Origin of the sequence: Streptomyces sp. HUAS ZL42 (genome assembly GCF_040782645.1) — a bacterium.
Taxonomy (GTDB): Bacteria; Actinomycetota; Actinomycetes; order Streptomycetales; family Streptomycetaceae; genus Streptomyces.
In genome coordinates, this window is sequence record NZ_CP160403.1 from 1,351,967 (window position 1) to 1,374,919 (window position 22,953).

At 69.9% G+C, this 22,953-nt stretch carries 19 protein-coding genes; 7 read left to right on the forward strand and 12 right to left on the reverse strand.

The features are described 5' to 3' along the window. Positions 1-34: 34 nt before the first annotated feature. The 3 genes from ABZO29_RS06415 to ABZO29_RS06425 form a co-directional block, all read right to left on the reverse strand. Positions 35-853: an acyltransferase domain-containing protein gene (locus tag ABZO29_RS06415; RefSeq protein ID WP_367319154.1), complete on the reverse strand. Its 819-nt coding sequence runs from the start codon at positions 851-853 to the stop codon at positions 35-37. Positions 854-1,137: 284 nt separating this feature from the next. Continuing rightward, complete coding sequence (locus tag ABZO29_RS06420; protein WP_367319155.1) at positions 1,138-2,967, reverse strand: fatty acyl-AMP ligase; 1,830 nt, start codon at positions 2,965-2,967, stop codon at positions 1,138-1,140. Between the two features lie 28 nt (positions 2,968-2,995). After that, positions 2,996-3,295, reverse strand: coding sequence for a hypothetical protein (locus ABZO29_RS06425; protein WP_367319156.1), 300 nt, complete (start codon positions 3,293-3,295; stop codon positions 2,996-2,998). A 530-nt stretch (positions 3,296-3,825) separates the two neighbouring features. Here ABZO29_RS06425 and ABZO29_RS06430 point away from each other — a divergent pair. Next, positions 3,826-4,986: a tryptophan 2,3-dioxygenase family protein gene (locus tag ABZO29_RS06430; protein WP_367319157.1), complete on the forward strand. Its 1,161-nt coding sequence runs from the start codon at positions 3,826-3,828 to the stop codon at positions 4,984-4,986. Positions 4,987-5,218: 232 nt separating this feature from the next. Here ABZO29_RS06430 and ABZO29_RS06435 read toward each other — a convergent pair whose 3' ends face one another. The 8 genes from ABZO29_RS06435 to ABZO29_RS06470 form a co-directional block, all read right to left on the reverse strand. Beyond that, positions 5,219-6,520 (reverse strand): alpha/beta fold hydrolase, encoded by a 1,302-nt coding sequence (locus ABZO29_RS06435; protein WP_367319158.1) that lies wholly within the window; start codon positions 6,518-6,520, stop codon positions 5,219-5,221. A gap of 98 nt (positions 6,521-6,618) precedes the next feature. Further along, complete coding sequence (locus ABZO29_RS06440) at positions 6,619-7,644, reverse strand: LacI family DNA-binding transcriptional regulator (protein WP_367319159.1); 1,026 nt, start codon at positions 7,642-7,644, stop codon at positions 6,619-6,621. 107 nt (positions 7,645-7,751) lie between these two features. Next, positions 7,752-9,182: a BNR repeat-containing protein gene (locus ABZO29_RS06445; protein ID WP_367319160.1), complete on the reverse strand. Its 1,431-nt coding sequence runs from the start codon at positions 9,180-9,182 to the stop codon at positions 7,752-7,754. A 17-nt stretch (positions 9,183-9,199) separates the two neighbouring features. After that, positions 9,200-9,520: an L-rhamnose mutarotase gene (locus ABZO29_RS06450; RefSeq protein WP_367319161.1), complete on the reverse strand. Its 321-nt coding sequence runs from the start codon at positions 9,518-9,520 to the stop codon at positions 9,200-9,202. A gap of 17 nt (positions 9,521-9,537) precedes the next feature. Further along, complete coding sequence (gene rhaS, locus ABZO29_RS06455) at positions 9,538-10,623, reverse strand: rhamnose ABC transporter substrate-binding protein (protein ID WP_367319162.1); 1,086 nt, start codon at positions 10,621-10,623, stop codon at positions 9,538-9,540. 100 nt (positions 10,624-10,723) lie between these two features. Further along, positions 10,724-11,704, reverse strand: coding sequence for an ABC transporter permease (locus ABZO29_RS06460; RefSeq protein ID WP_367319163.1), 981 nt, complete (start codon positions 11,702-11,704; stop codon positions 10,724-10,726). Further along, on the reverse strand, positions 11,697-12,767 hold the full coding sequence (locus ABZO29_RS06465; RefSeq protein ID WP_367319164.1) for an ABC transporter permease: 1,071 nt from the start codon (positions 12,765-12,767) through the stop codon (positions 11,697-11,699). The genes ABZO29_RS06460 and ABZO29_RS06465 overlap by 8 nt, the downstream gene beginning before the upstream one ends. Next, positions 12,764-14,281 carry a sugar ABC transporter ATP-binding protein gene (locus ABZO29_RS06470; protein WP_367319165.1) on the reverse strand — a complete coding sequence of 506 codons (1,518 nt, stop codon included), beginning with the start codon at positions 14,279-14,281 and terminating at the stop codon, positions 12,764-12,766. Before ABZO29_RS06470 ends, ABZO29_RS06465 begins: the two co-directional genes overlap by 4 nt. Positions 14,282-14,541: 260 nt before the next feature. On the opposite strand from ABZO29_RS06470, the gene rhaI reads away from it, so the two are divergent. The 6 genes from rhaI to ABZO29_RS06500 all read left to right on the forward strand — a co-directional run bounded on the left by rhaI (position 14,542) and on the right by ABZO29_RS06500 (position 22,277). Then, positions 14,542-15,702, forward strand: coding sequence for an L-rhamnose isomerase (gene rhaI / locus ABZO29_RS06475; protein WP_367319166.1), 1,161 nt, complete (start codon positions 14,542-14,544; stop codon positions 15,700-15,702). Positions 15,703-15,840: 138 nt separating this feature from the next. Continuing rightward, entirely contained in the window at positions 15,841-17,880 is a 2,040-nt protein-coding gene (locus ABZO29_RS06480; RefSeq protein ID WP_367319167.1) for a bifunctional aldolase/short-chain dehydrogenase, read from the forward strand. Then, complete coding sequence (locus tag ABZO29_RS06485) at positions 17,877-19,340, forward strand: rhamnulokinase family protein (RefSeq protein ID WP_367319168.1); 1,464 nt, start codon at positions 17,877-17,879, stop codon at positions 19,338-19,340. Before ABZO29_RS06480 ends, ABZO29_RS06485 begins: the two co-directional genes overlap by 4 nt. A 71-nt stretch (positions 19,341-19,411) precedes the next feature. Next, positions 19,412-20,167: a (Fe-S)-binding protein gene (locus ABZO29_RS06490; protein WP_367319169.1), complete on the forward strand. Its 756-nt coding sequence runs from the start codon at positions 19,412-19,414 to the stop codon at positions 20,165-20,167. Further along, complete coding sequence (locus ABZO29_RS06495; RefSeq protein ID WP_367319170.1) at positions 20,164-21,639, forward strand: LutB/LldF family L-lactate oxidation iron-sulfur protein; 1,476 nt, start codon at positions 20,164-20,166, stop codon at positions 21,637-21,639. Before ABZO29_RS06490 ends, ABZO29_RS06495 begins: the two co-directional genes overlap by 4 nt. Then, entirely contained in the window at positions 21,636-22,277 is a 642-nt protein-coding gene (locus ABZO29_RS06500; RefSeq protein ID WP_367319171.1) for a lactate utilization protein C, read from the forward strand. Before ABZO29_RS06495 ends, ABZO29_RS06500 begins: the two co-directional genes overlap by 4 nt. A gap of 7 nt (positions 22,278-22,284) precedes the next feature. On the opposite strand, the gene ABZO29_RS06505 is transcribed toward ABZO29_RS06500, so the two are convergent. Next, positions 22,285-22,875, reverse strand: a complete 591-nt coding sequence (locus tag ABZO29_RS06505) for a hypothetical protein (RefSeq protein WP_367319172.1) — start codon at positions 22,873-22,875, stop codon at positions 22,285-22,287. Positions 22,876-22,953 lie beyond the last annotated feature (78 nt).

A 22,953-nucleotide genomic window follows, 5' to 3' on the forward strand; every position in this document is an offset into this window, starting at 1 on the left:
GATCCTCAGAGCGGCTCCTGGCCGAGTACTCGGTTCAAGTGATCGGCGATGGTCTGGGCATGCGGCGGGTCGAGCAGCGAAGGGGGACGTCGACGACCTCGCCGCCCGGGTGGAGGAGGGGGGCCGGGAGGGGACGGCCCGCGGTGTGCAGGGCGGCCAGTTGGCCGCGGAAGGTGAGGGCGGGGTCGTCGTCTCTGCGCAGTGTGGGCAGGTGGAGGGCGTCGGGCAGGTTCTCGGCGAGCGGGTGCAGGAGCAGCGGGTGCGGGGAGATCTCGATGAAGGCGGTGTGCCCGTCCGCCGCCGCGGCGGCCAGCGCGCCGGCGAACCGGACCGGAGAGCGGAGATTGGCCGCCCAGTACGCGGCGTCGAAGTCGCAGGCACCGGTGGGGTCGTCGTGGACGGTCGAGTAGACGCGTACGGCGGTGTCGGAGCGGCCCCGGACGTCGCCGAGACGGGCGACCAGTTCGGGCATCAGCGGCTCGACCTGGGGCGAGTGCCCGGCGCCCTGGACGAGCATGGTGCGGGCGGTGCGCCCCACGGCTGTGAGGTGTTCGACGAGCCGGGTCACGGCCGGTGCCTCACCGGTCACGGTCTTCTGCCCGGGTGAGGTGTGCACGGCGAGGTGGACACCCGGGAACCGCGGTGCGATGTCGTCGAGTTCGTCGTCGGTGGGGTCCACCACCGCCATCGCCCCGCCACGCAGGGTGGCGAGCAGCCGGGACCGTACGGCGATGACGCGGGCACCGTCGGCGGGATCGAGCGCCCCTGCTACGACCGCTGCCGCGACCTCTCCCATCGAGTGCCCGACGACCGCGGCAGGTTCGACGCCGTAGAACGCAGTCACCAGGGCCACGCACGCCTCCGGGCAGCCGGCAGCCGACTCCGACCACGGCGATCGGTTCGTGGGCGAATGCCCCGCGGGGGACGTGCACGGCCTGCGGGCCTGGTGCCGCGCCGCCCAGGAGGGTGACCAGCGCGTCGACGGTAGGCGCTTCCCATAGCAGGGTCGTGGGCAGCTCCCGGCCGACCGCGTGGGCCAGTTCTCCGGTGATGGCAACCGCGTCGCGCGAGGAAAGATGAAAGCGATCCGTTCGACGACCAACCGCCTCAGACCGATCGGTCCGTCCGCGCTCGCGCTCATGACGTGCCCCGTTCCGGATGCTCGTAGGAACCGTCGAGATAGCGGGCGCGGGTCAGGGCGCGGGAGATCTTGCCGCTGGAGGTGCGCGGCACGCTGCCGGGCCGGACGAGCAGCACGTCGGCCAGCCGCAGGCCGTGCCGGGCGGAGACGGCCGCGCGCACGGCGGCAGCGACCTCTTGGGGATTGCGGGCCGGGGCGGGCAGGCCACGGGCGTGTTCGGCGACGATCACCGCGGACTCCGCGGCGATCCCGGCACGGGTCCCGGTGTCGACAGCGGGGTCCCGGCCTGCGGGGAGTTGTCCGGCTGGGACGGCGAAGGCCGCGAGACGGTCGGGGCGTATCGCCCGGTGCGCCGCTTGCGCGGTGCCTTCGACGTCCTGCGGATAGTGGTTGCGCCCGTCCACGATGATCAGGTCCTTGAGGCGGCCGGTGACCAGGAGCTGTCCGTCGAGCACCGTGCCGAGATCACCTGTCCGCAGCCAGTGGCCGGGTTCGTGTGCCAAGCGGGCCTGGAAGGTCTCACGGGTCTGCGGGCCGCGATCCTGGTAGCCGCGCCCGATGTTGGGTCCCTGGACCCAGATCTCGCCCACCACCCCCGGCGGCAGGACGGCGGTGGTGACGGGGTCGACGACGCGAATCGTCTGCCCGACGGGTTCGCCGCAGGCGGCGAGCAGGACCGCGGCCGGATCATCCGGGGCGACGGGAACGGCTCTGCCGGCCGCCAGCGCCTCGCGGTCCAGGGAGTACCGGCGCAACGGCTGTCCGGGCCGATGGGCACTGACGAAGACGGTGGCTTCGGCGAGCCCGTAGGACGGGCAGTGCACCTCTGCCGGCAGTCCCTGGACTGCGAAGGCCGCGTGGAAGCGGTCGGCGGTTTCGGGCCGCACGGGTTCGCTGCCGTTGACGAGCACGGCGACCCGGTCCAGCCGGAGGCCGACCTTGTCCTCGTCGGAGATGACGGTCGCGCAGTAGTCGTACGCGAAGTTCGGCGCGGCGCTGAGAGCGTTCGGGAACTCGGACAGCAGGCGCAGCCAGCGTGCGGGCCGCCGCAGGAAGGCCAGCGGGTCCATGACGACGGACCGCAGGCCACGGACGACGGGGGCGGCGACACTGAGTACCAGCCCCATGTCGTGGTAGAGCGGTAGCCAGCCGACCATCGTGGGTGGCCGCTCGTCGGCGCCGTACGCGGTGAGCGCCTGGCGGGCGTTGGCGACGACGTTCGCGTGCGAGATCTCGACGGCGGTCGGGGTGCGGGTGGAGCCGGAGCTGTACTGCAGGTAGGCGGTCGCCTGCCCGTCCGGAGCAGGGACACGTGGACCATCGGCCTGGTCGTCGGGGACGAGGTCGGTGACGATCAGCCGGGGCCGCAGACCATGTGCGGCGAGGAAGGCGCTCACGGTGTCGGCATCGGCGCTGGTGGTGAGCACGGCGGCGGGACGGGAATCGGCGAGGATCCCGGCCAGGCGGTCGGCGTGACCCGGCAGGTCGGGGGTGAACAGGGGGACGGCGACGGCGCCGGAGGTGAGCGCTGCGAGGAAACCGACGACGTATTCGAGGCCCTGGCCGCAGAGCAGGGCGACGCGTTCGCCGGGAGCCACGGTTTCCCTCAGCCGGGAGGCGACCGCGCGCGTGCGTATATCGACGCGGTGCCAGGTGAGCGTGCGGTGCCTGGCCCGGAGGCCGGGCGCCGGGTACTCCGCGAAGGTGAACGCGGGACGTCCAGGGGTGTGACGGGCCCAGTGGGCAAGGTGAGCGGAGAGACTGCTCGGGTCGTCCGGCGCTGTGCCTGATGCGTCGGAGGCGTGCGGCAAGGCGTGCGAGGGCATGAGAGTACTCCTCACGTCACTGGTCGTCTCACGGACCGGGGACTGCGATCACGGCTTCGCTGCAGCACTCACAGCGGAATGTTGCCGTGCCGCCGCTGCCGTTCCGGCCGCACACCAGCGCGCCGGTCTCGACGAAGGAATCCGGATCCAGCAACCGAGCCAGGCGTTCGCGAGCGGTGCGGCGGCCGCGCGCGGCCTGCCAGGCCACGGCCTGCGCGGATCCGCCGGCCAGGGCCCGTCGCTGTCGAGCAGCGAGATCCGTGAGCCGTTGCGCCGTCGTACCCGCAGCAGGAGCGGGCGATTCCCGGGTCTCCGCGATCGAGGTCACAGCCACCTCCTTCGGCGCTTGCGAGCATGGCAGTTGCGCAAGCGGCGGTCCTCTTTCTCGCACCGAATGTGAAGTTGTTGAGCGATCTGCGGCGCGCGTTCATTGACGGACTACAAGCCGAGACGACCGAACGTCGGCCGACTCATCGCTGTGCCGACACCCAGCGGGCATTCGGGGAGGGGGCGGACTGGAGGTTGCGGGCCGTCGGCGGGATCGGTCCCCTTTGATTCGCCCGGTTGGCGGGGATTCTCCGGTGAGCTGACGGCTCATCTTGTTGGCTTGCTCTTCATGGTCCGGCTTGGTCACGTTCGGGTTCGGGCGGAAGTTCCTGAACGCCCGGCGCACCCTCGAAGCAACATGATCAAGATCTACAGCTGGGGTACTGAGCCTCGATCCACTGGACAGGGGGTGATGCGGCGCATCCGCTCCTGTCAAGACACGAGTATTCGAGACATGACGTGCGGCCCTTCGATCATGCCTAGTGAATCCCAACCGGTTCCGCTCAATGAGACAGAAAGAGGTGAGCGAAGATGACCTGCGAAGGGTTCTCCTTGGCCCGCTCGATCACGGAAGAGGGGAGGCGGACGGGAAAGCATTTCCTGTCGGAACGTTCACTGGTCGAGTTGAGCGACATTCGACGTCGGCACACCGCACGGCGTCCGTTTCTCGAAGCATTCCTCGACGGCATGCTGGACAAATACGAGGGGCGTTATTGGAACCGAAGCTACCTTTCGCTGCCGCTCCTGGAGCTCCTCTTGGACGGCCGGTATTCCGCGCTGAGCCCCGACCGGATGTCCACCCTGCTCATGTCCGACGTCGTGCGCTTCGAGATACAGACGGCAGGCGGATCTCACGAGTCGCCTTCCCTGGGTCGTCCGGATCCGGTGACGCTGCGCAAGCGGCTGCGCCATGCCCTGCGGTTCGTGGTCGACGGCCTCGGCGGACCGGATGCCGATGACCTGCCGTCCCGGGTGGCCGACATGCCTCAGCCCGGCTTGGAAGGGCTGGTCGACCTGTTGCCCGGGCCACCGGCGACGGATGCCGGCCGGTGGTTCGGCGTCACCGTCCAGCCCGTGTACGTGCTGCATGACGAATACTTCTTCATCCGCATCCTTCAGACCCACGAAATGCTCTTCACGGCGATCGCCACGCACATGAAGGGAGCGATCGGAGCCCTGCGTGCCGGACAGCTGGAATCGAGTGTGGCGTGGATAAATCACGCGACGGAGATTTTCGAGCGCGCGGCGGCGCTGTTCCGGATCGTCGCCACGATGCGAGCCGGGCAATTCTCCATATTCCGGCAGTTCACCCAAGGGGCCAGCGCCATTCAGTCCGAGCAGTACAAGAGGTTCGAGATCCTGTGCGGTGTTCCACCTGCCCCGCGTCTGCACTCAGCAGCCTTCACGAGTGTTCCCGCCGTTCGGGCCGAGGCGGAAGACACCGCCCATGACACCCTCACTCGGGCATATCTCGACCTCCGCGAGGCGGGCGTATTCAGCCAGGCGGAGTGGAATCTGCTCGACGCGGCACTCAGCAGGCTGGAAGGCAGGCACCAGCGCTGGAAATCCACCCATCGCAGCCTCGCCGTGCGCATGCTGGGCGATGCACACGGATCCGGTTACACCGATGGCGTTCCGTACCTGACGAAATGCCTGGAGAACCGGCTGTTCTGGCAACTGCGCGGGCGATGAACGCACCTCCGCTCTCTCGCGAGGTGATCCGGGACAACCGCGCGTACCCGTCGACGAGGACGGCGATGTCGGAGACCCGCTCCTTGAGCAGGTAACCGACGGCTTCCGGCTGGTCGGCGAGGAGCCGCCTGGGTATACCGGGCTTCGAGGTGCCCCATGAAGGCACCCCCGCCACGCACCGGCCCGTGCTTTCTCCCGGTCACGACCCGGATCGTCCCACCGCCTCGCGCCGTCAGACCTCGTCGCGCGTCAGCGCCAGCAGCCGGTCCAGGACCCTGGCACCACCGGCCCGCACGCCGTCGTGCTCGAACTCGTCGGTGACCCAGGTGCGCAGGCTGCGGACGGTCCGGGCGGTCCGCAGGGAGTGGTCGGTGTCGACGTACATGTCGTCGTGGTAGATCGCCGCGGCGACCGGGACCTCGTTGGCGGCGAGGCGCGCGGGGTCGTACAGCGGCCGCCAGTCGGTGCGGGCGGCGAGCAGTTCGGCGGTCTCGCGCAGCGGGCGCAGCGCCGGGTCGCAGTCGAACATCCAGGGGTGGACGGTCTCGCCCGTGAACAGCAGCGGTCCGTCGCCCGTGAGGGACTTGGCCGCGTCGAACTGCGGGAACTCGGCCCGCACCCGCTCGGCGGCCCAGTCGGTGGGTCGGGCGTCCTGGCCGTAGATCGCCTCGTGGACCAGGGCGTACAAGGGGTGGCTCGCGTACGACAGCAGGCCCTGCACGCCCTCCTGGAAGGCGTCGGACAGCTCCGTGCCGCGCGGGGTGCGGACGAAGGCGTCCTCCAGGAGGTAGTGCAGGCGGTGGCTGCCGTCGCCGGCGCCGAGGACGATGCCGAGGGACTGGAATGCCTCGACGGTGAGCCGGTAACCGTTCGGCAGGACGACCTCGTTGGTCAGCAGATGGTCGGCGATGCGGCGGGCGCGTTCGACGTCCTGCGGGTAGCGGGCGTAGTGCGCGGTGACCTTGCGTTCGATGCGCGGGTAGGCGGCGCGGTAGACGTCGTCGGCGTGGGCGTCGAGGGAGGGCAGGCCGCCGGCGATGACGGCGGCGGTGAGGCCCTCGGGGGCCGTGGAGAGGTAGTTCACCGTGCAGAAGCCGCCGAAGCTCTGGCCGAGCACCGTCCAGCGGGCGCCGCCGGTGACCCGGGCGCGGATCGCCTCGCAGTCGCGCACGATCGAGTCGGCACGGAAGTGCGTGAGATAGCCGGCCTGCTCGGCGGGGCCGCCGCGCAGCGGAAGCGTCTGGCGGTTCGCGGGTGTGGAGTGGCCGGTGCCGCGCTGGTCCAGGAGGAGGACGCGGTACTCCTTCAGGGCGCGGCCGAGCCACGCCTGCCTGCCGACGAAGCGGTTCGCCCCGAAACCGGGGCCGCCCTGCAGATAGACCAGCCACGGCAGGTTCTGGTGCGCCTTGTCGCTCGCGACGACCTCGCGGGCGTAGAGCTCGATCGTCTCCCCGGCCGGGTCGTCGTGATCGAGGGGCACGGTGAAGTGGCGGTCGGTGAGGACGACTCCGGGCTGGCGGTAGCTGACGGTCAACAGGTCTCCCCGTACGGACGGACTCGGTCCGTCCCAGTTCAGCACACCCGCGGCCGCCCTAGGCGACCGGGGATCATGAACGGCTGCTGAACGGCGGATCAGCGGCCCGGCAGGCTGGAACGCCGCACGACCAGCTCCGGCTGGAGCACCACCCGCCGGTGCTCGTGTCTCCTGGGCCCGGCGCCTGCCTCCGTCTCCTCGAGGAGCAGCTCGGCGGCCAGGGCGCCCATGGTGACGGCGGGCTGGCGGACCGAGGTGAGGGGGACCGCCGCGGCGGCCGCGAACTCGATGTCGTCGTATCCGACGATGGCGAGGTCGTCGGGGACGCCGACGCCTGCCGCGTACATGGCCTGCAGGACGCCGAGGGCGAGCAGGTCGTTGGCGCAGAAGACGGCGGTCGGACGGTCGGCCAGGCCGAGGAGGCGGGCACCGGCGTCGCGTCCGGCGGCGACGTCAAGCCTTTCGGTGGGCAACTCGCGCAAGGCGTCGGGGCCGAGGCCGGCCTCGGCGAGCGCGTTGAGGGCGCCGGTGCGGCGGTCGCGCACCTGGTTGAAGCCGGGCGGGCCGCTGACGTACGCGATGGTGCGGTGTCCGGCGTCGACGAGGTGGCGTACGGCCAGCGCGCCGCCCGCCACGTCGTCCACGGAGACCGAGCACTCGGTGGTGCCCTCGGCGACCCGGTCGACGAGGACGAAGGGGATGTTGTGCCGGCGGAACGTCTCGATGTTGCGTCCGGTGGCGTCGGCGGGGGTGAGCAGCACGCCCCGGACCCGCTGCTCGGCGAAGAGCGACAGGTACTCGGCCTCCTCACCGGGGCTCTGCGCGCTGTTGCAGACCATCACGCCGAGTCCCGCCTCGCGCGCCGCCCGCTCGGCACCACGCGCGACGTCGACGAAGAAGGGGTTGCCCATGTCGAGGACGAGGAGCCCCATGATCCGGCTGCGGCCCGCGCGCAGCTGGCGCGCGGACTCGCTGCGGACGTAGCCGAGCCGGTCTATCGCGGACAGCACCCGGGCACGGGTCTCGGACGCCACCGTGTCCGGGCGGTTGATCACGTTCGAGACCGTCCCCACCGAGACTCCGGCGGCGCGGGCGACGTCCTTGATACCCACCGACTGGGTCATCGGTCGAGGACCTCCAGGGAGAGAGGGGCGGCGGGTGCGCCTTTACATTAGCTTCATCGGTGGTGACCGACGCACCCGCTGGGCTGCTCCGGTCACCACCGCACGGATCAGGCGGGCAGGCGGAAGTTGAGGCTGCGGAGCGCCGAGGGCGTCGTACCGCTGGACTTCTCCTGGTACATGATCGACAGGAAGTTGTCCTGCGGGACGCGTGTCTCGTCGATCACCACTTCGCCGAAGGCGTTCAGCCCGGCGCCGACGCCGTCGTACAGGATCGCCCAGTCGGTGTACCCGGATGCCTTGGAGGCCCCGGCGATACGGCAGAAAGGGAAGATCGCGTACGCGTTGTCGTACTTGTCGAGGATCAGCTTGGTGCGCTGGCTTGAGTTCAGCGGCACCGGTATCTCGGTCTTCTGCCAGGTGCCGGAGGAGTTCTTGCGGACGTGGAAGGCACGGCCGTTGTTCGTCCGGTCGGTGACGTAGTTCGTGGTGCACTGGCCGAAGCGGCCGGGCACATAGCTGATGACGGCGTGCGGCAGACCGGCCGAGTCCGTGAACTGGCTTTCCTGGTTCATCAGCGAGTGGTCCGGGTTCAGCGCGTCGATGACGAGCCCGCTGTCCGTGACGGCGACCTTGTCGGAGCCGCCCGTGGTGCCGACGACCGTGCCCGCGTTGTTGCGCCAGGTGCGTCCGCGGTCGTCCGAGTAGACGTAGCCGGTGTCGTGGTTGGTGATTCCGCCGCTGCTGCACATCACGGCGCCGTTCTGCTCGCGCCACGTGAAGAACGAGTGCAGGCGCCCGTTCCTGTCGTAGTCGATGCCGTGCAGGTACATGTTGCGGGCCGTGCTGGAGCCGTGCTCGCTGGTGTACGTGCCGGTTGAGGAGGTCCATTCGCCGAGGTTGGTCCAGGACGTGCCGTCGTACTCGGCGAGGGCGTTGCGGCCGTTGCCGGAGATGCCGACCCGGTAGCTCAGCTGGAGTTTGCCCTCGGGCGTCGAGATGAACTGCGGGTAGGTGAACTGCGAGGTGAGCGCGAGCCCGTCGAGGGTGGACTGGGGAGCGCCGAAGCGGCTCGTGGTCCAGCTCAGTCCGCCCGGGTTGTCCATGAGACCGGCCACCGACTTGACGTAGGTGAAGCCGTCGCTGTGCGAGTCCATGTTGAGGTGCAGCCGACCGTCGGCCTTGGAGATCCCCATGGAGATGACGTTGTGGGAGTCGTTGTACCGGAGGGTGTGACCGACCTTGACCGTCGACCAGGTGCTCGAGCCGAACACGCGGCGGCCGACGACGGCGTTGCGGTCGGCGGTGTACCAGACGGCGTACTGGTAGCCCTTGTAGGTCAGCAGACCGTTCTTCTGGAACGAGTTGTTGTTGACCAGGCCGTCGTAGGACACGAAGTAGATGGCCTGGGTGTCGAGCGTGGTGCTGCCGGTCAGGGTGAGCGAGGGGCCGGGGTCGGCGGCCCGGGCGGTGCCCGCGGCGAGCGCGGGGGTCGCCACGGCGCCGAGGAGCGCGGCACCCAGCACGGTACGTCTTCTCATCTCGGGGGACTCCATCGTCAGGCGAGGTGGAACACTTCGGTGAGCGGCTTCATCGCCTCGTCGGGGCGGGCTCCGTCGAGGGACTCGAAGAAGGGGGCCATTTCGGCCTGCCAGCGGGCGTTGACCTCGGCCGCCTCCATACCGGCGAGGGCGGCCTCGAAGTCCTCGGTCTCCAGGTAGCCGACGAGCAGGCCGTCGTCGCGCAGGAAGAGCGAGTAGTTGTGCCAGCCGGTGGCCGAGAGAGCTTCGAGCATCTCCGGCCACACGGCGGCGTGGCGTTCGCGGTACTCGGCGATCCGGTCCTCTCGGACCTTGAGGAGGAAACAGATGCGCTGCATGAAGTACCGCTCCCTTTCTAGAAGTTGTACTGGTCGATGTTCTTCGCGTCGAAGACGGTCGGCTTGCCCAGGCTGATCACACCGTCCTTGCCGATGGTGAACGACCCCATGTCACCGGCGGTGAAGGTCTCGCCCTCCTTGCCGGTGATCTGACCCGACACCATGGCGACCGCGGCGCGCGCGGCGAGCTCGCCGAGCTTGGCCGGGTCCCACAGCTCGAAGCCGTCGACGGTGCCGTTCTTGACGTAGCTGCGCATGTCGTTCGGGGTGCCGAGGCCGGTCAGCTTGACCTTGCCCTTGTACTTGGAGCCCGACAGGTACTGGGCGGCCGCCTTGATGCCGACGGTGGTCGGGGAGATGATCCCCTTCAGGTTCGGGTACTGCTGGAGCAGGCCCTGGGTCTGCTGGAAGGACTTCTGGGCGTCGTCGTCACCGTAGGCGATCTTGACGAGCTTCATGTCCTTGTACTTGGGGTCCTCCAGCTCCTTCTTCATGTAGTCGATCCAGGTGTTCTGGTTCGTGGCGGTCTGCGCGGCCGACAGGATCGCGATCTCGCCCTTGTAGCCGATCTGTTCGGCGAGCAGCTGCACCTCGGTGCGGCCCAGGTCCTCGGCGCTGGCCTGCGAGACGAAGGCGTTGCGGCAGTCGGCCTTGGTGTCGGAGTCGTACGTGACGACCTTGATGCCGTTGCTCATGGCCTGCTTGAGCGCGGTGCACAGGGCGCCGGGGTCCTGCGCGGAGACGGCCATCGCGTCGACCTGCTGCTGGGTGAGCGTGTTGACGTAGGAGACCTGGCCGGAGGTGTCGGTGGCGCTGGACGGGCCGACCTCCTTGTAGTTGGAGCCCAGCTCCTTCAGGGCCGCCTCGCCGCCCTTGTCGGCGGAGGTGAAGTAGGGGTTGTTGACCTGCTTCGGGAGGAAGCCGACGGTCAGGCCCTTCTTCAGCTCGGCGTTGGGGTTCGCCTTGCCGGCGGAGGCTGCGGAGCCGGAGCTCTCGTTCTTCACGTCCTCCTTGGTGGTGCCGCCGCAGGCGGTGGCGGCGAGGGCGAGTGAGGAGACGGCGGCGAGGGCCGCGCAGGCACGGCGGAGAGATGACTTTCGCATGGCGGATCCTTTGAACGTAGGGGAGTACGGCGCGCCCTGAAGGGGCGCGGGGAACTGCGCGACCAGCCACATACGGCCCGCAGGTTTCAAGCTGGTTTCCCTAGCGGAGGGCTGACGCCCTCGCGACGGAGATCTGACGTGCGACCTTGGGGCCGAGCACGGAGACGACGAGCAGGACGCCGGTGACGACGATCTGCGACTGTGCGGAGACATTGACGAGGCTCATCACGTTCTGCAGCGCGCCGAGCAGGAAGACCCCCGCGATCGCGCCGCCGAGTGTGCCCTTGCCGCCGTCGAAGTCGATGCCGCCGAGCAGCACCGCGGCGACGACGGAGAGTTCGAGGCCGGTGGCGTTGTCGTAGCGGGCGCTGGCGTAGTGCAGTGCCCAGAAGATGCCGGTGAGGGAGGCCATGAGGCCGGTCACGGTGAACAGGATCAGCTTCTGCCGCTTGACGCGCAGGCCGGCGAACCGCGCGGCCTCCTCGCTCGCGCCGATCGCGAACAGCGACCGTCCGAACGGGGTGGCGTGCAGCACGACCACGGCGATCGCGAGCAGGGCCAGGAAGGGCAGGAAGGCCTGCGGGAGGAAGGTGTCCCCGAGGCGTCCGGCCGCGAAGTCCAGGTACGGGGTGGGGAAGTCGGTCACCGCGTCGGAGCCGAGCACGATCTGTGCGATGCCCCGGTAGGCGGCGAGGGTGCCGATGGTGACGGCGAGGGAGGGCAGGCCGAGCCGGGTGACGAGCAGGCCGTTGACCAGTCCGCACACGACACCGAGCAGCAGGCAGAGCGGGATGATCGTCTCGATCGTCATGCCCTGGTTCCACAGGTAGCCCATCACGGCGCCGGACAGACCGGCGGTCGAGGCGACCGACAGGTCGATCTCGCCGGCGACGACGAGCAGGGTCATCGGCAGGGCGATCAGGGCGATCGGCAGGGTGTTGCCGATGAGGAAGGACAGGTTGAGGGCGTTGCCGAAGCCGTCCACGAAGCCGAAGGACAGCAGGAGGACGACGACGAGGAGGGCGCCGACGACGGTGTCCCAGCGGATCGCGCGGTTCACAAAGGATCCGGACTCAGGCATGGCGGGCGTTCCCCTTCTCCAGGGCCGTCTTCTTCGTGGCCGACTTCTTCAGGGCGGACGCCACGCGCAGGGCGACGATCCGGTCGACCGCGATGGCGAGGAGGAGCAGGATGCCGTTGATGGCGAGCACCCAGACGGAGCTGACGCCGAGGGCGGGCAGCACGCTGTTGATGGACGTGAGGAGCAGCGCGCCGAGTGCGGCACCGTAGACGCTGCCGGAGCCGCCGGTGAAGACGACACCACCGACCACCACCGCGCTGACGACGGTCAGTTCGTAGCCGTTGCCCGTGCCGGAGTCGACGTTGCCGAACCGGGCCAGGTACATGGCGCCCGCGAGGCCGGCCAGGCCGCCGCAGAAGGTGTACGCGGCCAGGATCCGCTTGCGGACCGGGATGCCGGCGAGCCGCGCGGCCTCGGGGTTGGAGCCGAGCGCGTACAGCTCACGTCCGCTGCCGAAGTGCTTGAGGTAGTACGCGGTCGCCACCAGGACGGCGAGCGCGATCAGCGCCAGCCATGGCACCGCGGATATGCCGCCCGAGCCGAAGTCCACGAAACCGCCGGGCAGGTCGGCCGCGACGATCTGGCGGGAGCCGACCCAGATCGAGTCGATGCCCCGGATGATGTAGAGCGTGCCGAGGGTGACGACGAGCGCGGGCACCTGGCCGAGGCTGACGAGCAGGCCGTTGAGGAGGCCGAACCCGACGCCGAGGAGGACGGCCAGGGCCACGGCCACGACCGGGTTGCCGCCGCCGTGCAGATACGTACCGGCGGCGAAGGCGCTGATGCCGAGCGTGGAGCCGACCGAGAGATCGACGTTGCGGGTGATGACCACCAGCGACTGGCCGGTGGCGACCAGCACCAGGATGGTCGCGTTCAGCAGCAGGTCCTTGATGCCCTGCTCGGAGAGGAACTCGCTGTTGCCCAGCTGGGTGATGACGATCATCACCAGGAAGACGACGAGGATGGCGAGTTCGCGCATCTTGAAGACGCGGTCGACCAGGCGGGTGCCGCTGGACCTGGGAACCTCGGCGACGGGGGTTTCGTTCGGGGTGATCACCGTCATGCGGCGGCCCTCCCCGTGGCTGCGGCCATCACGGTTTCCTCGGTGGCTTCGGAGCGGGGGATCTCGGCGGTGAGCCGGCCCTCGTGCATCACGAGCACGCGGTCGGCCATGCCGAGGATCTCGGGCAGGTCGGAGGAGATCATCAGGACGGCGACCCCGTCCGCGGCCAGCTGGGAGAGCAGCCGGTGGACCTCGGCCTTGGTGCCGACGTCGATGCCGCGGGTCGGCTCGTCGACGATCAGGACCTTCGGCCCGGTGGCGAGCCACTTGGCGAGGACGACCTTCTGCTGGTTGCCGCCGGACAGGGTGGAGACGGCGTCGGCGATCCTGGCGTACTTCACCTGGAGCCTGACGGCCCAGTCGAGGGAGCGGCTGCGCTCGGCGCCGCGGTCCATGAGCCCGGCCTTCACGGTGGAGCGCAGGCCGGTCAGGCCGATGTTCCGCTCGATGGACATGCCCATCACCAGGCCCTGGGCGCGCCGGTCCTCCGGCACGAGGGCGAGTCCCGCGGCCATCGCCGTGGAGGGCGCGCCATTGGTCAGCGCGCGTCCCTCGACCTCGACCTCGCCGGCGTCCCACCGGTCGACGCCGAAGACGGCCCGCGCGACCTCCGTACGGCCCGCCCCGACGAGGCCGGCCAGGCCGACGATCTCGCCGCGGCGCACGTCGAAGGAGATGTCGGTGAAGACGCCCTCGCGGGTCAGCCGCCGAACGCTCAGGGCGACCTCGCCGGGCTCGACGTCCTGCTTCGGGTAGAGCTCCTCGAGGTCGCGGCCGACCATGCGGCGGACCAGGTCGTCCTCGGTCATGCCGTCCAGCGGCTCGCTGGCGATCCAGGCTCCGTCGCGCAGGGTGGTCACCCGCCGGCAGATCTCGAAGATCTCCTCGAGGCGGTGCGAGATGAACAGCACGGCGGCGCCCTGTTCGCGCAGGGTGCGTACGACGCCGAAGAGCCTGGCGACCTCGCTGCCGGTGAGGGCCGCGGTCGGTTCGTCCATGATGAGGACGCGGGCGTCGAAGGAGAGCGCCTTGGCGATCTCGACGATCTGCTGGTCGGCGATGGACAGGCCGCGGGCGGGCCGGTCGGGGTCGAGTGCCACACCCAGGCGCTGCATCAGGGCCAGCGTCGCCTCGTGGGTGGCCTTGTGGTCGATACGGCCGAGGGCGCGCCGCGGCTGGCGGCCCATGAAGATGTTCTCGGCGATCGACAGGTCCGGGAAGAGCGTGGGTTCCTGGTAGATCACTGCGATGCCGGCGTCGCGGGCGTCGCCGGGGCCGTGGAGGACGACGGGCTCACCGTCGAGCAGCACCTGGCCGGCGTCCGGTCGGTGCACCCCGGCGAGCGTCTTGATGAGGGTCGACTTGCCTGCGCCGTTCTCGCCGGCGAGGGCGTGCACCTCGCCGGGGAACAGCTCCAGGGAGACGTCCCGCAGGGCGCGCACGGCGCCGAAGGACTTGGAGATGTCCTTCAGCGCCAGCACCGGGGCCGGACCCGTGTCGGACGGGTGGGTCATTGGGGGCTCCTCGACGACGCCGGCGGGTGGGCCCTCTCGGCGTCGTGAAAGGTTTCAACTGGGTTGCCGGGACGTTAGGCAGCCAACCGAGGTCACGTCAATGGGTTCGTGTCGAAAAAATTTCGGTGCACAAAGGTCACGTAAGAGTCACGGGAAACCGGTGACGGCGGAAGGCTTGACACCCTTGCGGAGGGCTCATAACTTCACGTCCTGAATCGTTTCATACGAGCTTTCACACCCCCATGCCATCAGGAGCCCTCGTGACCGACCTCGCCGCGGTGAAGGCCGCGCTCAAGACCCAGGCCGTCGAGACGCCGTCGTGGGCGTACGGGAACTCGGGGACCCGCTTCAAGGTGTTCGCCCAGCAGGGCGTGCCACGAACTCCCCGGGAGAAGCTGGACGACGCGGCGCAGGTGCACGCGTTCACGGGCGTGGCCCCGACCGTCGCCCTGCACATCCCCTGGGACAAGGTCGACGACTACGCGGCACTCGCGAAGCACGCCGAGGAGCGCGGCGTGAAGCTGGGCGCGATCAACTCCAACACCTTCCAGGACGACGACTACAAGCTGGGCAGCATCTGCCACCCCGATGCCGCGGTGCGGCGCAAGGCGCTTGATCATCTGCTCGAGTGCGTCGACATCATGGATGCGACCGGCTCGCGGGACCTGAAGCTGTGGTTCGCGGACGGCACGAACTATCCCGGTCAGGACGATGTGCGGGCGCGGCAGGACCGGCTGGCCGAGGGCCTGGCCGAGGTGTACGAGCGGCTCGGCGACGGGCAGCGGATGCTGCTGGAGTACAAGTTCTTCGAGCCGGCGTTCTACACGACCGATGTCCCGGACTGGGGCACCGCGTACGCGCACTGCCTCAGGCTCGGGCCGAAGGCGCAGGTCGTGGTGGACACCGGGCACCATGCGCCGGGGACGAACATCGAGTTCATCGTGGCGACGCTGCTGCGGGAGGGGAAGCTCGGGGGGTTCGACTTCAACTCGCGGTTCTACGCGGACGACGATCTGATGGTCGGCGCGGCCGATCCGTTCCAGCTGTTCCGGATCATGTACGAGGTCGTGCGTGGGGGTGGGTTCACTCCCGAGGTGGCGTTCATGCTCGACCAGTGTCACAACATTGAGGCGAAGATCCCGGCGATCATCCGTTCCGTGATGAATGTGCAGGAAGCGACGGCCAAGGCTCTGCTCGTTGATCGGGAGGCGCTGGCTGTGGCGCAGAGGTCCGGGGATGTGCTCGGGGCCAATGCGGTGCTGATGGATGCGTACAACACTGACGTGCGGCCGTTGCTTGCGGAGGTTCGGGAAGAGATGGGGCTGGACGCCGACCCCATGGCCGCTTACCGCCGGTCCGGATGGGCCGAGAAGATCGTTGCCGAGCGGGTTGGTGGGGAGCAGGCCGGGTGGGGCGCGTAAGCGTCTGCCGGGTTCTGTTCGCCGCGGGGTGCGCCGTGTGTGGCTGGTCGCGCCCACGCGGCGGAGCCGCAGATCGATACAGCCCCGCGCTCCTCAAAGCATGCACTCGCCCCCTCTCTAGTTAAGGACTGAAAGTTCATGGCATCGCACCCCGAAGCCGCCGCTCTTCTCGCCCGGTCTCATCGGCTCGGCGCTGATCCGCGCAACACCAACTACGCAGGCGGCAACGCGTCCGCCAAGGGCACCGACACCGATCCCGTCACCGGTGGGGACGTCGAGCTGATGTGGGTCAAGGGGTCCGGTGGTGACCTCGGCACGCTCACCGAGGCCGGACTCGCCGTGCTGCGGCTCGACCGGCTGCGGGCGCTGCAGGACGTCTACCCCGGGGTCGAGCACGAGGACGAGATGGTTGCCGCGTTCGACTACTGCCTGCACGGCAAGGGGGGTGCGGCGCCCTCGATCGACACGGCCATGCACGGGCTCGTGGACGCCGCCCACGTCGATCATCTGCACCCCGACTCCGGGATCGCGCTGGCCTGTGCCGCCGACGGGGAGAAGCTGACCGCCGAGTGCTTCGGCGACTCGGTGGTGTGGGTGCCGTGGCGGCGGCCGGGGTTCCAGCTCGGGCTGGACATCGCGGCGGTCAAGGAGGCCAACCCGCAGGCCGTCGGCTGCGTCCTCGGCGGGCACGGGATCACCGCGTGGGGCGAGACCGCCGAGGAGTGCGAGCGCAACTCGCTGCACATCATCCGGACGGCGGAGGCGTTCCTGGAGGAGCGCGGCAAGGCCGAGCCCTTCGGGCCCGTCGTCGACGGGTACGAGGCGCTGCCCGAGGCCGAGCGGCGGGAGCGGGCGGCCGCGCTGGCGCCGTACGTCCGTGCCGTCGCCTCGCAGGACAGGGCGCAGGTGGGGCACTTCAACGACTCCGCGCCGGTGCTGGAGTTCCTGACCCGCGCCGAGCATCCCCGGCTCGCGGCGCTGGGGACGTCGTGTCCTGATCACTTCCTGCGGACCAAGGTACGGCCGCTGGTCCTCGACCTGCCGCCCACCGCCCCGCTCGACGAGGCGATCGCGCGGCTGAAGGAGCTGCACGCCGAGTACCGGGAGGAGTACGCCGCCTACTACCAGCGGCACGCCCTGCCCGACTCCCCCGCGATGCGTGGTGCGGACCCCGCGATCGTGCTGATCCCGGGCGTGGGCATGTTCTCCTTCGGCAAGGACAAGCAGACCGCCCGGGTGGCCGGCGAGTTCTACGTCAACGCCATCAACGTGATGCGCGGCGCCGAGGCGGTGTCGGCGTACGCGCCGATCGAGGAGTCGGAGAAGTTCCGCATCGAGTACTGGGCGCTGGAGGAGGCCAAGCTTCAGCGGATGCCGAAGCCCAAGGCGCTGGCCACGCGGGTCGCGCTGGTGACGGGGGCCGGCAGCGGTATCGGGAAGGCGATCGCGCAGCGGCTGGTCGCCGAGGGGGCCTGCGTCGTCGTGGCGGACCTCAACATCGAGAACGCGCAGGCCGTCGCGGAAGAGCTCGGCGGGTTGGACAAGGCGGTCGCCGTGACCGTCGACGTGACGTCCGAGGAGCAGATCGCCGCGGCCTTCAAGGCGGCCGTCCTGGCCTTCGGCGGTGTCGACCTCGTGGTCAACAACGCCGGCATCTCCATCTCCAAGCCGCTCCTGGAGACCTCCGCGAAGGACTGGGACCTCCAGCACGACATCATGGCCCGCGGTTCCTTCCTCGTCTCGCGCGAGGCGGCCCGGGTGATGATCGCCCAGGAACTGGGCGGGGACATCGTCTACATCGCGTCCAAGAACGCCGTCTTCGCCGGACCCAACAACATCGCCTACTCCGCCACCAAGGCCGACCAGGCCCACCAGGTGCGGCTGCTGGCGGCCGAGTTGGGTGAGCACGGCATCCGGGTCAACGGTGTCAACCCCGACGGGGTCGTGCGCGGCTCCGGGATCTTCGCCGGTGGGTGGGGGGCCAAGCGGGCGGCCGTGTACGGCGTGGAGGAGGAGAAGCTGGGCGAGTTCTACGCACAGCGGACCATCCTCAAGCGGGAGGTGCTTCCCGAGCATGTCGCCAATGCCGTGTTCGCCCTCACCGGTGGGGACCTGACCCACACCACCGGCCTGCACATCCCGGTCGACGCGGGTGTGGCGGCCGCGTTCCTGCGATGAGCGGCGCCGTGAAATCGTACGCCGCCGTCGACCTCGGCGCCTCCAGCGGGCGCGTCATGGTCGGCCGTGTGAGCCCCGACTCGCTGGAGGTGACCGAGGCGCACCGCTTCCCCAACCGGCCCGTGCGGGTACCGGAAGGGCTGCGCTGGGACGTTCTCGCGCTGTACGCGGGTGTGCTGGACGGGCTGAGAGCGGCCGGTGACCACTGCGGTGGACGGCTCGACTCCGTCGGCATCGACAGCTGGGCCGTGGACTACGGTCTGCTGGACGCCGACGGTGCCCTCCTCGGCAATCCGGTGCACTACCGTGACGCGCGCACGGAGGGCGTCGCGGAGAAGGTGTGGGCGACCGTGCCCGCCGACGAGCTGTACGCGGCGACCGGGCTGCAGTACGCGCCCTTCAACACGCTGTACCAGCTGACGGCGGCGCGTGGGACGCGCCAACTGGCATGTGCCGAACGGCTGTTGCTCGTCCCCGACCTGCTGACGTACTGGCTGACCGGCGAGCAGGGCACCGAGCTGACCAACGCGTCGACGACCCAGCTCATCGATCCCCGGACGCGCGACTGGTCGTACGGGATCGCGCAGCGGCTGGGTATCGATCTCGGCCTCTTCGCGCCGCTGCGGCGGCCGGGTGATCCGGCGGGTGTGCTGCGGGCGGAGGTGCTGGAGGAGACGGGGCTGACCGGGCCGGTGCCGGTCACCGCGGTCGGCTCGCACGACACCGCGTCCGCGGTCGCCGCCGTGCCGGCGACCGGTGAGCGGTTCGCCTACATCTGCACCGGCACCTGGTCGCTGGCCGGCCTGGAGCTCGATGCGCCCGTGCTCTCGGAGGAGAGCCGCGCCGCCAACTTCACCAACGAGCTGGGGCTGGACGGCACGGTCCGCTATCTCCGCAACATCATGGGGCTGTGGCTGCTCCAGGAGTGCGTACGGGCCTGGGGCGACCCCGACCTGGGAGTGCTGCTGCGCGAGGCTGCCGAGGTTCCGGCGCTGCGGTCGGTCGTGGACGCGGGGGACGCGGTGTTCCTCGCGCCCGGGCGGATGCCGGAGCGGATCGCCGAGGCCTGCCGGGAGTCCGGGCAGCCCGCGCCGGGGACGCCTGCCGAGGTGACACGCTGCATCCTCGACTCCCTCGCGCTGGCCCACCGCCGGGCGATCGGGGACGCCCAGCGACTCGCCGACCACCCGGTCGACGTCGTGCACATCGTCGGCGGCGGCGCCCGCAACGCCCTGCTGTGCCGGCTCACCGCGGACGCCTGCGGACTGCCCGTGGTCGTCGGCCCGACCGAGGCGGCCGCACTGGGCAACGTGCTCGTCCAGGCCCGCGCCCACGGCCTCGTCGGCGACCGTCACCACATGCGGCACCTGCTGGCCCGTACGCAGCCGCTGACCCGGTACGAGCCGCGCGGCGACACCGCCCGCTGGCAGGAGGCGGAGGCCCGGCTCGCCGCACGGTGAGCCGGGCCTCCCCCGGGCGGGATCCGCGCACTACGCTGCACTCATCCGATGATCAACCCCTAGGAGCCGCGATGCGTGTCGCACTGTTCCTGACCTGTGTCAACGACACGCTCTATCCGGACACGGGCCGCGCCGTGGTGAAACTGCTGACCAGGCTGGGCGTCGAGGTGGACTTCCCGATGGCCCAGACCTGCTGCGGGCAGGCGCACTACAACACCGGCTACCGGCACGAGGCCGAGCCGCTGGCCCGGCATTTCTCCGATGTCTTCGGGGAGTACGAGGCGATCGTGACGCCGTCCGGGTCGTGCGGGGCGATGGTGCGGGAGCTGTATCCGCGGATGGGTGAGCGGGCGCGCGCCGAGGGGCGCGGGGACACGCTCGCGGCCACCCTGGCCGCGGTGGTCCCGAAGACGTACGAGCTCACGGAGTTCCTGGTGGACGTGCTGGGCGTGACGGACGTGGGCGCCTACTACCCGCACAAGGTCACGTACCACCCGACCTGTCACGGGCTGCGGGGCCTGGGCCTCGGGGAGCGGCCCCGGCGGCTGCTCCAGGCCGTGAGGGGGCTGGAGTTGGTCGAGTTGCCGGGTGCCGAGGAGTGCTGCGGCTTCGGCGGCACCTTCGCGCTGAAGAACTCCGACGTCTCGGCGGCGATGGGCGCGGACAAGGTGCGAGGCGCCGCCTCCACGGGGGCCGAGGTGCTGTGCGCGGCGGACAACTCGTGTCTGATGCACATCGGCGGGACGATGACCCGGCTGGGCACGGGGATGCGGCCGGTGCACATCGCGGAGATCCTGGCGAGCACCAAGGAGGAGCCGACGGCATGAGCGGTACGTTCGTAGGGATGCCGGCGTTTCCGAAGGCCGCGCAGAGGGCCGTGGGCAACGAGACCCTGCGCGGCAATCTGCGGCACGCCACGCACACCATCCGCGCCAAGCGTGCGACGGCCGTCAGCGAGGTCTCCGACTGGGCGGCGCTGCGGGAGGCCGGCAAGCAGATCAAGGACCACACGCTCCGCCATCTCGACCGCTATCTGGAGCAGTTGGAGGCGTCGGTCACCGCCGCGGGCGGCACCGTCCACTGGGCCGCGGACGCCGACGAGGCCAACCGGATCGTGGCCCGACTGGTCAGGGAGACCGGCGAGTCGGAGGTCGTCAAGGTCAAGTCGATGGCCACCCAGGAGATCGGCCTCAACGAGGCGCTCGAGGCGGAGGGCATCCGGGCCTACGAGACCGATCTCGCCGAGTTGATCGTGCAGTTGGGCAAGGACCGGCCCTCGCACATCCTGGTCCCCGCCATCCATCGCAACCGCGGTGAGATCCGGGACATCTTCCGCTCCCAGATGGGCGAATGGGGCCGCCCTGCTCCCGAGGGCCTGACCGACACGCCCGCCGAACTGGCCGAGGCCGCGCGGCTGCACCTGCGGGAGAAGTTCCTGCGCGCCAAGGTCGGCATCTCCGGCGCCAACTTCATGGTCGCCGAGACCGGCACGCTGGTGGTCGTCGAGTCCGAGGGCAACGGACGCATGTGCCTCACCCTGCCCGAGACGCTGATCTCGGTCGTCGGCATCGAGAAGATCGTGCCGACCTGGCGGGACCTGGAGGTGTTCCTGCAGACACTTCCCCGTTCCTCGACTGCCGAGCGGATGAACCCGTACACCTCCATGTGGACCGGCACGGCGGACGAGGACGGACCACGGACGTTCCATCTGGTGCTGCTGGACAACGGCCGCACCGACACCCTCGCCGACGAGGTCGGCCGCCAGGCCCTGCGCTGCATCCGCTGCTCGGCGTGTCTCAACGTCTGCCCGGTGTACGAGCGGGCGGGCGGCCACGCGTACGGCTCGGTCTACCCGGGACCGATCGGCGCCATCCTCAGCCCCCAACTCCGGGGCACGGCAAGCGAGATCGACGCCTCCCTGCCGTACGCCTCCTCGCTGTGCGGCGCCTGCTACGAGGTGTGTCCCGTCGCCATCGACATCCCCGAGGTGCTGGTGCATCTACGGGAGCGGGTCGTGGAGGGCGGGCAGGTCACGCGCGAGGGCAACAAGGTGGTCCTGCAGCCGGCGAAGGGACACGCCGCCGAGCGTGCGGCCATGCGGGCGGCGCGCTGGGCGTTCACCCACCCGGGCGCCCTGCGCACCGGACAGCGGCTCGCCTCGCGCACCCGACGTCTGCATCCGCGCTCACTGCCCGGGCCGGGCAGGGCGTGGAGCGGCACCCGGGACCTGCCGCCCGTGCCTCCGGAACCGTTCCGTGACTGGTGGCAGCGCACCCATGGTGGAGAGGACGTGAAATGAGCAGCAGGGAACGGATCCTGGGCCGGGTGCGGCGCGCGCTCGCGGACGTACCACAGGACGACACGCCGTACGACCAGGCGATCGAACGCGGCTATCTGCGCGAGCACGGCGAGCGGAGCGTCGCGAAGACCGTCGATCTGCTGGCGGAGAACCTGGCGGACTACAGGGCGATCGTGCACCGCTGCACGGCCGACGACCTGGCGGCGACGATCGCGGGGATACTCGCCGCGCGGGGTTCGAAGACGGTGCTCGTGCCGCCGGGACTGGATGCCGGGTGGCTCGCGGCAGCCGATGCCGAACACGTTCCCGACGGGTCCGGAAGCACCCCGCACGAACTCGACCGGGTCGACAGCGTGATCACGGCGTGTGCGGTGGCGATCGCCGAGACCGGCACGATCGTGCTGGACGGGAGTCCGGACCAGGGTCGCCGTCGCATCACACTGGTCCCCGACCACCACATCTGTGTCGTACGGGTCCCGGACCAGGTCGTCTCCTCCGTCCCCCAGGCCCTCGAACGCCTGGACCCGGTCCGTCCGTCGACCTGGATCTCGGGCCCGTCGGCGACCAGCGACATCGAACTGGACCGGGTCGAGGGGGTGCACGGCCCACGCACTCTGGAGGTCGTGCTGGTCGGCTGAACGCCGGTCAGCAGTAGAGGATCGGCGCCCCACGCCGCAGTGAGTGCTGGGCCGCGCGCAGATACAGCGCCACATAGAAGGAGGCGTCCAGGTCGTCGCTCCACGGCCCTGGGCGCGCGGCTGCCACGTCCTTCGCCGCGCCGTCGAGGAACCACATCGTCAGATCGAGGTTGTCGCAGGCCGCGGGTATGAGTTCCGTCGGCAGCTCCACGGCTGTCGCCAGCCTCTCCGCGAGGGCCAGCACCTGGGGTGCGCCGGCGACCATCGTCTCCTCCGTGTAGGACGTGCCCATGTCCAGCCAGATCTCCTCGTCCAGCGGGAACGGCACCAGCACCGACCAGCCGCAGAGGGTCTCCTCTTCCTCCCGGGTCAGACGCGCCCGGCAGAGCGCACCGAATCCGTCCATGGGCGGGACCAGCTTCTCCTCGAACTGCGTCCCCGAGCCGCGCACGAAGCCCGTCTCCTCGGGGACGGAGAGGTAGGGCGGCAGACCGCGCCGGCTCAGCTCCTCGTTCAGCGCCGAGGCCAGCTGTCCACGACCGTCCTCGCTCTCCTCGAACCACTCCTGCGCGGCGACACTCACCAGGTAGATCCCCATGCCCGCAACGTACTGCGCACCACTGACATCAACTCCGTCGAGACGTGACAGAATCGATGAGCAAGCGCTTAGATAGGT